12 protein-coding genes are annotated in these 13,388 nt (G+C 32.5%); 5 read left to right on the top strand and 7 right to left on the bottom strand.

Annotation, left to right across the window (positions count from 1 at the left end):
- Positions 1-219: 219 nt before the first annotated feature.
- On the bottom strand, positions 220-531 hold the full coding sequence (locus KMW28_RS03350; RefSeq protein ID WP_169666432.1) for a hypothetical protein: 312 nt from the start codon (positions 529-531) through the stop codon (positions 220-222).
- A 1-nt stretch (position 532) separates the two neighbouring features.
- Here KMW28_RS03350 and KMW28_RS03345 point away from each other — a divergent pair, with 1 nt between their 5' ends.
- The 3 genes from KMW28_RS03345 (at position 533) to KMW28_RS03335 (ending at position 4,211) form a co-directional block, all read left to right on the top strand.
- A complete protein-coding gene (locus KMW28_RS03345; protein ID WP_169666431.1) occupies positions 533-2,986 on the top strand; it encodes a CHAT domain-containing protein in 2,454 nt (817 codons plus the stop codon).
- Between the two features lie 15 nt (positions 2,987-3,001).
- Positions 3,002-3,646 carry an RNA polymerase sigma factor gene (locus KMW28_RS03340; RefSeq protein WP_066210154.1) on the top strand — a complete coding sequence of 215 codons (645 nt, stop codon included), beginning with the start codon at positions 3,002-3,004 and terminating at the stop codon, positions 3,644-3,646.
- A 67-nt stretch (positions 3,647-3,713) separates the two neighbouring features.
- Positions 3,714-4,211 (top strand): hypothetical protein, encoded by a 498-nt coding sequence (locus KMW28_RS03335; protein ID WP_169666430.1) that lies wholly within the window; start codon positions 3,714-3,716, stop codon positions 4,209-4,211.
- A gap of 182 nt (positions 4,212-4,393) precedes the next feature.
- Here the strand turns inward: KMW28_RS03335 and mnmE are convergent, their stop codons facing one another.
- The 5 genes from mnmE to tpx all read right to left on the bottom strand — a co-directional run bounded on the left by mnmE (position 4,394) and on the right by tpx (position 9,503).
- Positions 4,394-5,773: a tRNA uridine-5-carboxymethylaminomethyl(34) synthesis GTPase MnmE gene (gene mnmE / locus KMW28_RS03330; RefSeq protein ID WP_169666429.1), complete on the bottom strand. Its 1,380-nt coding sequence runs from the start codon at positions 5,771-5,773 to the stop codon at positions 4,394-4,396.
- 149 nt (positions 5,774-5,922) lie between these two features.
- Positions 5,923-7,110 (bottom strand): FecR family protein, encoded by a 1,188-nt coding sequence (locus KMW28_RS03325; protein WP_169666428.1) that lies wholly within the window; start codon positions 7,108-7,110, stop codon positions 5,923-5,925.
- A 119-nt stretch (positions 7,111-7,229) separates the two neighbouring features.
- Positions 7,230-7,880 (bottom strand): RNA polymerase sigma-70 factor, encoded by a 651-nt coding sequence (locus tag KMW28_RS03320; RefSeq protein ID WP_066210158.1) that lies wholly within the window; start codon positions 7,878-7,880, stop codon positions 7,230-7,232.
- Positions 7,881-8,195: 315 nt separating this feature from the next.
- A complete protein-coding gene (gene nth / locus KMW28_RS03315) occupies positions 8,196-8,831 on the bottom strand; it encodes an endonuclease III (protein WP_066210159.1) in 636 nt (211 codons plus the stop codon).
- 174 nt (positions 8,832-9,005) lie between these two features.
- The gene (gene tpx / locus KMW28_RS03310; protein ID WP_169666427.1) at positions 9,006-9,503 is read right to left on the bottom strand and encodes a thiol peroxidase; all 498 of its coding nucleotides are present in this window, start codon (positions 9,501-9,503) and stop codon (positions 9,006-9,008) included.
- A gap of 57 nt (positions 9,504-9,560) precedes the next feature.
- Between tpx and KMW28_RS03305 the strand changes: the two genes are divergently transcribed.
- Complete coding sequence (locus tag KMW28_RS03305; RefSeq protein ID WP_240973063.1) at positions 9,561-10,262, top strand: HD domain-containing protein; 702 nt, start codon at positions 9,561-9,563, stop codon at positions 10,260-10,262.
- A gap of 219 nt (positions 10,263-10,481) precedes the next feature.
- Entirely contained in the window at positions 10,482-11,648 is a 1,167-nt protein-coding gene (locus KMW28_RS03300; protein WP_205958231.1) for a S8 family peptidase, read from the top strand.
- Positions 11,649-12,299: 651 nt separating this feature from the next.
- Here KMW28_RS03300 and KMW28_RS03295 read toward each other — a convergent pair.
- A complete protein-coding gene (locus KMW28_RS03295; RefSeq protein WP_169666424.1) occupies positions 12,300-13,094 on the bottom strand; it encodes a GIN domain-containing protein in 795 nt (264 codons plus the stop codon).
- Positions 13,095-13,388 lie beyond the last annotated feature (294 nt).

Below are 13,388 nucleotides of genomic sequence, written 5' to 3'. Positions count from 1 at the left end.
TTTAGCATGAGTGCAAATGTTGCTTATTTCTACGTTGTATCATTATATAAGCTGTTAGTTATTGGGTTACCGCTGATTGGTGTCGTATTCCCCTTCTATTATCAATTTATATTATTGAAATAGTGACAGTAACCACGTTAAGTCAGACATAGTCTCATTTAGTAGTGTATCTATAACATTGCAATTATCATAGATTATACTATGTATAATTTTCTAATTTTAGTGTTCATCATGCTCTTGTTGAGCACTTCCATCATCTTTTTCTAAATCTGTTGCTAATATACTTGAAGTATCATTTTTCAATTCTTCTTGTATTGGCTCAAATTCTTGATTAACTTCATTCCCACAAGAAGTAAAAAATAGTGTAAATATTATTAAGCTGGTAAAAGTAAAATACCTCATAGGTTTAAAAAATAAATTAAAACTTTTTTGATCTTTACATATTAGATCCAACTCAGCAAATTTGTAATCAGTAAAAAATAAAAAAATGATGTTTTTTTTTATTTCATTATTAATATCAATAAATAACATATTGAATCCCAGCGATTTAAAAAGAAAAGGGATTGAAGAATTTAGTCAAAAAAAATTTGATGAGTCGATTCGTACATTCAAAAAATTAGACAGTATTACTCATAATGATAATTATGAATCATACGCTCATTACGCTTTAGGGCATATCTATGGAAAAGAAAAATTAGATCCAAGAAAAGGTATTAGTTATCTAAAAAAATCATTACCATACATTAGAAGTAAGAAAGAACACTTTCAACAACATCAATTAACTACTTATTATTTATTAGCTGATTTTTATTACACATTAGGAAGTATAGATTCTTCTGAATATTATTTAAAAGAAGGTTTCAATATATATTTGGATCATCAAGATGATTTTAGATTCCCCACTACTTTCATACATCAATTAAGTAAAATCTATTATAGAAAACATGAATACCATATGAGTCAAGCCATTCATGATTATGGTTTAAAGCATATAAAAGGTAATAGCCAAGTAATGTTTTTAAATAAATTAAGTAATCATGTTAAATTGAACGATTCGACTGGAATTGAAGAAACAATTCAGCTTATTAATAAAAACTTTGATGAAGCAAAATTATCTGGGAATCAATATTATCACTTAAGTATTTATACGTTCAATCAGAAAAAGTATCATGAGACGGTTAAATATTTAAAATCTTTTCTAAAATCATACGATCAATATTTCAAAAATTCAGATGACTCATTCTACAGCAGAGATGAAATTCTATTACGAAATTTTTATATAGCAAGAGCACATTTGAAATTATCAGAATGCTATAAACATCTTGATAAACCTAAAGAACAGCTATCTTCCTTAACAACGGCATTAGAATATTATAAAAAAGGAAAATCGTCACCTCATATAGACATTACTAGTATTGGACTTGAAATATTTAGATCATTAGAAGATTATAATAAAATTCATGATATAAATTATGATGTTAATTATTTAGATTCAGCACAACAGATTATTAACGAAGAATTTTCTGTAAGAAGTGATACCAATGAAATCATGAAGTATGAATTGATGATTCAAAACTATTACAAAGGAAAATATGCTGATAGATTAGAAAAAAAGAAAAAATATTATTGGAAAAGTTATGAATACTTTCATGATTTTATTTGGCAACAACAAAAAGATGATGATTTACTTTTCCATTTTGAGGAACTAAATACCATGCAAGATGAATGGATCAAATTCTTTAGTCAATCTTACATTAAGGATAAAAATTTTGATGATTTAGCCAAGGCTTTAGAAATCATTGAAAACGCAAAGTCTAATATTTTGAAAAAGAGGTCGTCGGGTCTTATCGACCCAGATTTTATGACTTATATAAAAAGTGACTTCTTAATTAGTGATAAAAACAATCAAAAAAGTGTATCTCCAAAATTTACATCAAAAGATCTGAAAAAATATTTTGAGGATAATTACGACGATAAATCATTTATTTCGTTCTACTATACAAAGAATAATTTTTATAGAATCACCTTTAATGAAGGACAATTCGATTTAAATGTAATCAAATATGATGATACCACTTTAGATAAGCTTATTGAGGTCTTTTCAAAAAGTAATTATTTTATCAGTCGTGACTTCATAGAACAACTAGACAAATTTGGTAAATATGTTTTACCTGACTGGGTAAATTCAACAGATAATAAACGTTTAGTCATATCCCCATATGGCAAATTAAATTCTATACCTTTTGAAGTACTTATTTTCAATGATAAGTACCTCTTAGAAAGTTTCGCCACAACCTACTCTTACTCAATTCATTACAGCAAAAATAATTTACAAAAAAATACGATTTATGATGAAGTAAATACATTCGCCATTGCTCCTTTTGCTAATAGTGATTTACAGTATACAGAAGAAGAGGTAAAAGATATTAATGCTGACTATTTATTAAATCAAGAAGCAACCTATAACTCTCTGCAAAAAGCCCTTCAAAATAAAAAATATAACGTATTACACTTTGCTACTCATTCAATCTTTAAAAGCATCCCACAAGATTCATATATCTCTCTTTATCCAGATAAATCAACAAAATCTAGAATTACTTTCGATGAAATTTCCAATATTAATCTTCAACACATAAATTTAGTGGTCTTAAGTTCTTGTCAGTCCGGAGTAGGTGCATTCTCAAAGGGTGAAGGGGACTTAAGTTTACAACGCGCATTTGCTTATGCCGATATACCTTCTGTTATTGCAGGTAAATGGAAAGTAAATGATAAATCATCTGCTATCATCATAAATAATTTTTATAACTACTTATCTGAAGGTTGGGAAAAGGATATTGCACTACAAAAAGCTAAATTACTATACATAGAAAACAATGAACATATGTATTACAACCCTATGTTTTGGGGTGGGCTTGTACTAAATGGAAATAATAATGCACTTGTACCTCCTTCAATTGAAACTAGAGTACGGAAACTCTTTCATTAAGAAATCTCAATTGACATGAAAAATTTTTTTCTAAAACCAAGCTATACTTCTGAAAAAATCATTCACAACATAAAGACCAGAACTAAGTACGAAAAAACAATTGAACATCTTTACGACAAGTATTTCTTAAGCGTAAAGAAAATAATTGTCAACTTAGGCGGATCTTCAGAAGATGCTGAAGATATTTTTCAAGATGCGCTAGCTAAAGTAATTTGGAGTATCGATGAAGATAAGTTTCAAGGAAAATCACATATTTCCACTTATCTGATTACGATTGCAAAAAACATGTGGCTTAAAACTTTACAAAAAAAGAGTAAACATTTTTCAACTCCCCTAGAAGAAGGTTTGATCGATCAGCTTTCTGGAGACGAAGAATTACTTGAAGATATTCCATTAGGAAATGATGACGACTTATACACCAAATCTATGTTTGAAGACCTCATAGAAAAGATTGGGGTTGACTGTAGAAACATTCTAAAAAACTATTATTTTGATAAATTATCGTATAATCAAATACTCGATAGGAATAAAGGAAAATATTCTTCTGAACAGGCTTTACGTAACAAAAAAAGCAGATGTTTAAAATATTTAAAGGAAGGTTTACAAGATAAATTAGACGACAAAGACAGCTTACTAAATATTATTTCTTCATGTCTTTGATTACGAAATCACATTTTAGGCATCTAATATAGTGAGTAAAAACAAAAACCTTCATTAATCTATATTTATGGATAACTCGATTATAGAACAAAGGATTCAGCTCTCCTATCGAAATAAAGAAATAAGAGCTGTTAGAGAGAGAATGAAAAAAAGGCGAGCAAAACTTCAGTATCTAAAAGTTTCTTCAGCTGCTGCTGTTTTTGCTATTTTCATTGGACTTACTGTCTACATTAATACTCTAAGTGTCGAAAGCTTCATTGCTTCAACATCTTATAGCTATACGACTAGAAATGCTATTACTACTGAAAAAAGTACACTATTGATTGCATCAGAAGAGCTACTAAATCAAAGGTATGAGTATGTTATTGATCTTTTAGAAGATGAACAACATTCTGATCACAAAGATTGGATTTTATTAAAAGCCAATATGGGTTTAGGTAATTTTGATAAGGCCGATAATATTCTAGAATCAATAGAAGACGACCCAAAACATTTATACTATAGCAGAATCAACTTTAAATTTAAAGTAGACTACTATTTGATAAAATTGTTTTTCAGTAAGTAAGACAATTAATGAAGACTTTGGATTATTCCCATCCCAAGAAATTTAAAATTTATTGAAAAAGAATCCCCTTTTTACGTTCGTTTCAATATTTTAAATTGTGGATGGGAATGGTTTTTTAAGGTAATTCCACAAAAAAAGAGGCCACAAAAGCCTCTTCTTCATTCAATATTTTTCTCCGAGAATTACTTCCCGATACAGAACTTACTAAAGATGTTCTCCAATAAATCATCCGTAGTTACCTCACCAGTAATCTCACCAAGATGATGTAATGAATTACGGATATCTAATGCTAAGAAATCGCCAGTCATGCCTAAGTCGATACCATTGATTACATCGTCTAAAGCTTTCATTGTTTCTCGAAGCGATTGATAATGACGAGCATTGGTCACCATTGTATTTCCTGCTTGTACCTTATCTAAGTTCACCAAGTGAAGTGCTCTTTCTTTTAATTCCTCGATACCGATTTCTTTATCTGCAGAGATCTTTAAAAGATGTTCGTTGAATATGTCGAACTCTTTTGATAACTCATTAGATAGTTGGTCGATTTTATTGGCGACTAAAATGTAAGGAACACCTAATGCTTCCAAGGCTTCCACTTCGGCTTTTACATCTTCGATAGTTGATGAAGCGGCATCAAACATATACATGATTAATGAAGCCTTTTTCATCTTCTCGTAAGAACGTTGTACACCTATTGCTTCAACTCTATCTTGTGTCTCACGAAGGCCTGCTGTATCTACAAAACGGAAAGTCACTCCTCCGATATTGATCTCGTCTTCTATAAAATCACGAGTAGTACCGGCAACCTCAGAAACGATGGCTTTTTCTTCATTCAGTAAGGCATTCAATAATGTAGATTTACCCGCATTTGGTTTACCTGCAATAACTGTAGGCACTCCATTTTTTAATACATTACCCATAGAGAAGGAATCAATCAATGCTCTAATGACTCTTTGAAGTTCGTTGATTAGGTCCTTCAAATCATCTCTTGAAGCAAATTCAACATCTTCTTCTGAGAAGTCCAACTCCAATTCTATCATTGAAGCAAAGTGGATCAGTTTCTCTCTTAGCTTTTTGATATCTCTTGAGAAACCGCCTCTCATCTGTTGCATGGCCGCATCTCTTGATGCATGAGAATCCGCTGCAATCAAATCAGCTACTGCTTCAGCTTGAGCAAGATCTAATTTACCGTTTGCAAAGGCTCTTTGCGTAAACTCCCCTGCCTTGGCATAACGTGCTCCCACTTTCATGAACAGTTGCAATAACTGATCGGCAATAAATTGGGAACCATGACAAGAAACTTCTACCGTATTCTCGCCAGTATATGATTTTGGTCCATAGAAAATCGTCGCCAATACCTCATCGACAATAGTACCGTCTTCTTCTCGGATAGTACCAAAGTGTGCCGTATGTCCAGCTTGTTTTTCTAGGTCTTTACCTTTAAATACTTTATTTACAATTTTGATAGCATCAGGACCTGATAAACGAATAACGTGTATCGCAGATTGTCCTGGAACTGTTGCCAAAGCAACTATAGTATCTAATTCTATCGTTGTATGCATTCGATTGATTTTAAATTCGATACAAAGATAATGGGCTTTTATGGATAAAAGAGGATGAATTAAGAAGAATTAATGAGTGAAGGCTTGAAAAACAAAAAAGTCGATAAGATGTTCTCCTACCGACTTAATTTTTGATATGATAAAGGTGATTATTTTAATATCACTTTATTATTTTCCTCTTGAGTCTCACAGCCAATTACTTCAGATACCTGAGCAATTACTGTTGAGAATGATTTGTTCTTGAAGGTACCTGTGAACTTTCTTGATTTAAGTTCATCACTTTCAATCACAATTTCTTTACCATAAGCAATTGATAATTCCTCAACTACTTCTTCTAAAGAACTGCCTTGGAAGACGATGTTCGCTTGACGCAATTTTAAAGCATCCTGACTATCGTAAGCTACTTTAGAAATACCTTCTTGGTTTAAAACACCTTTTTCGTCTTTCACTAGTACAACATAATCGCCAGTAGATTTGTCCTCGTATCTTACCTTACCTGTTACTACTTCTACTTCATCCGCTTTTAGATAGAAAGATGTACCTAATACAGTAGTTTTGGTATCATTAGTAAGAATACTGAATGGCTTTTCTTTGTTGTGATGTACCTCAAAGAATGCTTCACCATTCAATTGAACCTGACGTCTATTTTCAGCAAATTCTGATGGGTAAGTGATTTCAGAGTTCGGACTTAACCAAACTTGAGTACCATCAGGTAAGTCTACTTTTGCAACAGTAGTACCAGATGCAAATGTTTGTAGATCAGAACCTCCATCAAAATAATTGAAAAGACTAAATCCAACAGCAAGTACCATTGCTACCGCCATTGCCATTTTAGTTTGGAAGTTCCATAGTGTTCTTTCTTTTGTTTTTGAAGGAACATTTTTCTCTACTTTGAACTCCACCTTTTCTTTGGAATTTTGTTCATCAACATTCATGCGCAATAGCATTTTTGCCATTGCTGCATCCATCTCTTGATTTGATACTTCTTTCTTTTGTTTTTGACCTAAAGAAAAAGCTGTATCCCAAATACCTTGAAGCTCACTGTCTACACCTTTGTTTGATGCTAATGATGTAGCCAATGATAATTCTTCAGATTCAGTCTCTAAAACCTTAGACCAAATCTCGTTTACTTTTTTATCCAAAACTTCCGAAGCTGGTTTATTTCGGAGGTTTTGTCCCATAGACCCAGACATTGTCCAGATCTCCGTTACTTCTGATAGAACACTTTTAAACCCCTCGTCAGATGAAGCTACTTCTTTTGCTTTAAGTACAGCCTGTTCGTCTCCACCTAAACATTTAGCAATTAGTGTCCAATCTATGTTTTCTAATTTATCCATAGTCGGATAATTTTTTGTTATTAATAACTTGTCCAGCGTGATTTACACGCAAAATTTATCTTACAGTAGAAAATAGAATCGTCTTTATTATCCTATTCTATTTAACAGACAATCAATTTCTAAGTGTTGACAAAAATTTCTGAAAAAATTTCTGCATCCATTAAAATTTGTGTCACCAATCCTGCTGCTACCCATCCTGAATAAGACATTAAGCTTGGATCGGCATGTCCTTTTAATTTTTCTCTTAATTGTTTTAACGCTAAACCGATTTGATAATGCACTGTTCTCACAGGAATATCCAATGCTTCAGCAATTTCTTTATAAGTAAGATCTTCAAAACGACTCATTTTAAAGATTTCTCTCATTTTTTCAGGAAGTTCTTCTATTGAAGCATATAACTTTTTCTCCAACTCATTAAAATGATAAGCATCTTCAGTATCATTTTTCGAGATTTCCATACGTTCTGCCACCCCTTTCTGATAATCCCTTTCGAAATTACGTCTTTTGATAAAGTTTAATGTATGGTTTCTAGATGCTCTATATAAATAAGCTTTTAAAGATAAGTTGATGTTAAGATTTTCTCTCTTTGTCCAAAAATTGACAAAAATATCTTGTACCAATTCCTCAGCAGTTTCCCAATCATGCACCATATTATTGATGAAATTAAGAATCGCCTGATAGTACTCTTTTGTAATATATTCCCAAGCATGTCGATCGCCGTTTTTAACTAAATCAATCAACTCTGCTTCTTCAATCTGATCAAAATTCATTAAAAATATCCCTTAAGGATTTTTAATTGACATTAAATTTGAAACAATATACAAAATTGAATTAAAAAATGTGACATATCTATTATATCATACATAAAATCTAACATTCCACACATTTCAAATCTTATCAGTCACTTGCATGTAACATATTTGATAGGGTTTTATAGCTAGCTTGTATACCAATTTGTGTACCCCCGGTTCGTGGCCGAGGGGCCAAGGCCGCCTCTTTGAAGACGGAGACCTAAATATATTTGAGTTGTATTTAAATTCTACTCTCCCTATTCCCTATTAGTTATTACTTATTACTTCACCTTATTATTTAAACAACGACTTCCTCCCATGTTTAGAACAAATAGGACATTTCTCAGGATCATGACGCTGTGCAGGGCAATACTCTCTACCAAAATAAATAATTTGAAGGTGTAAATCGTTCCAGTCTTTTTCATCAAAAAGTCTTTTGGCATCTTTTTCTGTCTGCACTACGTTTTTTCCGGTAGTTAATCCCCAACGGTACATCAAACGGTGGATATGTGTATCTACAGGGAAAGACGGTACACCAAAAGCTTGAGACATTACCACACTTGCTGTTTTATGACCAACAGCAGGCATAGATTCTAAATCAGCAAAATTATCAGGTACTTTACCATCAAACTGCTCAACAATCATTTTAGACATCCCATAGATACCTTTTGATTTCATTGGCGACAATCCACAAGGCTTAATAATTTCCTTAATTTCCTCAACAGAAAGCTTCAACATATCGTAAGGGTTGTCTGCCTTTTCAAAGAGAAGTGGGGTAATTTTATTTACACGTTCATCTGTACATTGTGCAGATAAAGCTACAGCTACTAACAACGTGTAAGGATCTTTATGATCTAAAGGGATGGGTGGATTAGGATATAACGTCTGTAACGTTTTTACGATATCTTGTACTTTCTCTTTCTTTGTCAAAACGGTATAAAAAAATCTTGTTGATAAAATTTTGATGTAATATTAATCAAAGATAATAGTTCAAATAATTGAATGCCCATTAATAAGATTTTTTTAAGTGAACAGTGATGAGTGAAAAGTGAAGAGCGACCAAAATTTCCACTCTTCACTTTTCACTATTAACTCTTCACTTGATTACAACGCCGCCAATGCCGCATCATAATTAGGCTCATCTACCGTTTCTGTTACTTGCTCGGTATATGCTACCTTACCCGACTCGTCGATGACAACAACTGATCTTGAACATAAGCCTGTTAATGGGCCAGTTGTGATTTTTAAACCATAGTCATCTTCGAAGGAAGTATCTCTAAATGAAGATCCTGTCAATACATCTTCGATACCTTCTGCTCCACAGAAACGACCGAATGCAAATGGTAGATCTTTAGAAACACAGATCACTACTGTATTATCTAATGATGATGCCTTTTCGTTGAATTTTCTAGTTGATGTTGCGCATGTACCAGTATCAACACTCGGAAAGATATTTAGTATTACTTTTTTACCTGCAAAATCAGATAATTTGATTTCTGAAAGATCTGATTTTACCAATGTAAAATCTGGAGCTTGTGTTCCTACAGCTGGTAACTCTCCTACTGTTTGTACTGGGTTTCCCTTTAATGTAATCTGTGCCATTTTAGTTGAAATATTTTAGAGAATAGTTTATAACTTCGCTTTTCTGTTCATTAAATAATGAACTTTTTAAACGCACCACAAGTTAACACTCATTTAAACATGAATCCTCAAAAAAAAGAGATAATTCAAAAAACAGCTGACTTTATTGAACAAAAATTCAAAGGAGAAGGGACAGGTCATGATTGGCAACATATTTACCGTGTTTGGAAATCTGCCGAACTAATTGCGAGTACCGAAGATTGCGATAAATATATTGTATCTCTAGCGGCCCTATTACATGATATAGCAGACCATAAATTCTATGATGGCGATCTACTTGAGGGTAGTCGACAAACCAAACAATGGCTTAAAGATGCTGGAGCGGATGTAGACACTATAGAAAAAGTAGCTGATATCGTCAAAAGGGTTTCTTATAAAGGTGCAGGTGTGAAGGATGAAATGCCTTCTATTGAAGGACAAGTTGTACAAGATGCTGATCGTTTGGATGCAATTGGAGCCATTGGCATTGCTAGAGCTTTTGCCTATGGTGGAAGCAAACATCGTCTTTTATACGACCCAGAGGAGATTCACGAAATGCACCAATCATTTGATGCTTATCATAAGAGTGAATCTTCGACCATTGCTCACTTTTATGAAAAACTATTATTACTGAAGGAAAGAATGCATACTGAATCCGCAAAAAAAATAGCAGAGAAACGACATCAAGTAATGGAAAATTTCTTAGAACAATTTTACGCTGAGTGGGAGGGAAAAAGATAAATGATAGAAAGTAGGTAATTGACTTTACCTACTTTTATCAAAGTTAACTATTTCAAGAATTCACAATTTGCTAAATATCAAGTATTTAAAATAATTGCTGATAATTTTTTTATTTTAAATAATATTTTCAAATTGCATCACATAACAATCTCATTACTAACTAACTATTCTCTAAAAACTACAAATTAAATGAATAATTCAATTTTTAAACGAAGCTGCATGCTTTTAATCGGCATGTATATGGTTTCTTGTACGACCAATGAAGAAATCACTTTAAATGAGACTAAAGACCAAGATCTACTAAGTACAGTCGAAAACAATTATGTTGTTTTTTTAAAGGAAAGTCCAACTTCCAATCTTAGAAAATCCCAATTCACTTATCTAGAAAGACAAGAATTGATGAACTTGGATGCAAATAGTTTTGCCTCAGAGTATCAACTACCAAAACTAAATGTTGGAAACATTTATGGTGGAGTACTTAATGGTTTTTCTATTAAAATCCATGATGAAAAAACGCTAGATCAAATTAGTAACGATCCAAGAGTTTTAAGAGTAATAAAAGATCAAATTGTTACTCTTGCCAAGCCTAGTACTAATAATGTTAGTACTTTCTCTACTCAGACTACACCATGGGGAATTTCCCGGGTAAATGGTGGTATTAGTTATTCTGGAAACAATGTAGCCTATGTTATGGATACAGGAATCGACTTGGATCATCCCGATTTAAATGTGAATGAATCTATTGGTTTTAATGCATTTAGATTTGGTAGAGATGGTCGTTCTTTGGATGACTTTAATAGCCACGGAACCCACGTCGCGGGTACTATTGCAGCAATCAATAATCAAATTGGAGTAATCGGCGTAGCAGCCGGTGCAACAGTTGTTCCTGTTAAAGTTTTAAACTCTAGAGGAAGCGGTTCTTACTCTGGTATTATTGCAGGTATTGATTTTGTTGGTGCAAATGGAAGATCAGGAGATGTTGCTAACCTTAGTTTAGGCGGTGGAGGTTACACTCCTCTAGATGATGCCGTTGAACAAGCTGCTCAATCTTCTGGTGTTAAATTTATTTTAGCTGCTGGGAATGAGTCACAAAATGCGAATAACGTTTCTCCTGCTCGGGCAAATGGACCAAATGTTTATACAATATCTGCATCAGATATTAACGATAACTTTGCTTCATTCTCTAACTATGGATCACCTGTAGACTGGTGTGCTCCAGGTGTTAATATATTATCTACTGTTCCTGGTGGAAGATATGCTTCTTATAATGGTACATCAATGGCTGCTCCTCATGCAGCTGGCGTGTATTTGTTAGGAGCTGCCAGAGCTTCTGGTTCAGTAAATAATGATCCTGATGGAAATCCTGATCCAATTATTAGCAGATAAATATTAATAAATTAAAGTTAGTAATGAGAGGTAAAGGCAGCATTTAGCTGCCTTTATTTTTTATAAAAAAATAGCTCGCGATATCTATCACGAGCTATTCCACCATGTTATTCTATAAATTCTATATGGACAAACTACTTTTATGAATTTCTTTTTTCATATCTACTGAACTAACATTTTTCTATGAAATGACTTCAGATTGAAGAGGAGATTAATTCGGTTAACAATGAGATTAATTTCTGACTTTTTATGATATTTTAAACTTGATTAAGACCTTTTTAGTTACACCAATTGAACGTTGTTAACAAGGAAATGAAACTTATTTAAGCTCCGATTATTCCACTGAAACAATTGTATAATTTAAACCAATAAATAAAGTGATTAATCCGCTAGAGACGTTGCGAACACAACGTCTCTCTGAGGGGATAAAGAATACATAGAGTAAGTATGTCCTATGTATAAAGTTTTATTGTTAGTAGATTAGGTTGGAAAGTTTGCTTTTCGCGTTTGAGGGTTTCTATATAAACAAATAAAGCCAAGTAGAACGTACCCTAGATACGGTCTACTCAACTTTTATGTTATTAACATAAAAAAGCCTCCAATACACATTGGAGGCTTTTGTTATTATGACAAACTATATGAACAATATTTCTATTTCTTTTCGATTGAACTTCCTGAAGGAACATTTAATGAATGAGTATCAACAGTACCTTTATAGTATAATTTACTACCACCATTAACGTTACCAGTTAATTTTTGCTCCGCATATACCCATGCTCTGGCTCCTGCTTGAATGTTCACTTTTACTTCCTCACCTCTCACTGGGTTTTGGAAGTTATTTGGTTGTCTAAACCAATCAATTACTTCGCTATCTCTTTTCATATTAAAGAAAGCTCCATTATTTACCGAAATGTCTTGGTATCTCGCATAACCTTCAATAAAAGCAGATGTTCCATCTGTTTGATCAAGATTTAAATGATTCGCTTCTATATTATTAAATGTTACTTTACCTGCATTTCTCACTTCAATATTTAATGTATTCACCTTAACATGACCAACACCTACTACTTGAGCATCATTTAGAACATGTAGATTGAAATTATCAGAGTAAGTTTCAAAATCATTGGCAAACTCCACAGTAGAACTGTTTCTTAGTGTCAATGACTCAATATCAGGACCACCAACTTTTACCGTTACATTATCATTGTGATTGTTATTGTGAATATATAATGTATTGTTTCTTACTTCGTAGTAATCGTCCAGATTATGACGACCTTCCACATCAAAGTTTTGAATATCTTTCTTTAAGAATAAAACATGAACATTATCTGCTACTTCAATCTTTGTGAATTTCGGCATTAATATACCATTAACGTCGTCGTTTGAACATGAAGTTAGTAAAGCAAATATTGCTAAGATCGTTACGTAGATGAATGACTTTTTCATTGTTTGTTTTTTGATTTGTTATGAATACTTCTACTCATTTAAGGAATTTTAAGTTATAATATTTGATACTCATTAACATTAAAACATCCAACAAGATTACTTTCTAACAAACTAAAAGATTGAGGAAAACCAATTGACCACCGATAAATGCACATAACACTAAACAATACCAAAACTCATCTTAAAATAGTTAAATCAACTACAGAAAACACTATCTGATTTTACCTCTCTATTATAATTTCAAAAAGAACAATATTACTCAGGTTTTAATGCTAAATATAAAATTACACTGAT

Origin of the sequence: Flammeovirga yaeyamensis (assembly GCF_018736045.1) — a bacterium.
In the GTDB taxonomy this organism is placed as follows: domain Bacteria; phylum Bacteroidota; class Bacteroidia; order Cytophagales; family Flammeovirgaceae; genus Flammeovirga; species Flammeovirga yaeyamensis.
This window is presented reverse-complemented; position numbering and strand designations above follow the sequence as displayed.

Bases quoted from the DNA above. Each gene is read 5' to 3' on its own strand.
- KMW28_RS03350 (WP_169666432.1), bottom strand. From the start codon at position 531: ATGTTATTTATTGATATTAATAATGAAATAAAAAAAAACATCATTTTT.
- KMW28_RS03340 (WP_066210154.1), top strand. From the start codon at position 3,002: ATGAAAAATTTTTTTCTAAAACCAAGCTATACTTCTGAAAAAATCATT.
- KMW28_RS03335 (WP_169666430.1), top strand. From the start codon at position 3,714: ATGGATAACTCGATTATAGAACAAAGGATTCAGCTCTCCTATCGAAAT.
- mnmE (WP_169666429.1), bottom strand. From the start codon at position 5,773: ATGCATACAACGATAGAATTAGATACTATAGTTGCTTTGGCAACAGTT.
- KMW28_RS03325 (WP_169666428.1), bottom strand. From the start codon at position 7,110: ATGGATAAATTAGAAAACATAGATTGGACACTAATTGCTAAATGTTTA.
- KMW28_RS03320 (WP_066210158.1), bottom strand. From the start codon at position 7,880: ATGAATTTTGATCAGATTGAAGAAGCAGAGTTGATTGATTTAGTTAAA.
- tpx (WP_169666427.1), bottom strand. From the start codon at position 9,503: ATGGCACAGATTACATTAAAGGGAAACCCAGTACAAACAGTAGGAGAG.
- KMW28_RS03305 (WP_240973063.1), top strand. From the start codon at position 9,561: ATGAACTTTTTAAACGCACCACAAGTTAACACTCATTTAAACATGAAT.
- KMW28_RS03300 (WP_205958231.1), top strand. From the start codon at position 10,482: ATGCTTTTAATCGGCATGTATATGGTTTCTTGTACGACCAATGAAGAA.
- KMW28_RS03295 (WP_169666424.1), bottom strand. From the start codon at position 13,094: ATGAAAAAGTCATTCATCTACGTAACGATCTTAGCAATATTTGCTTTA.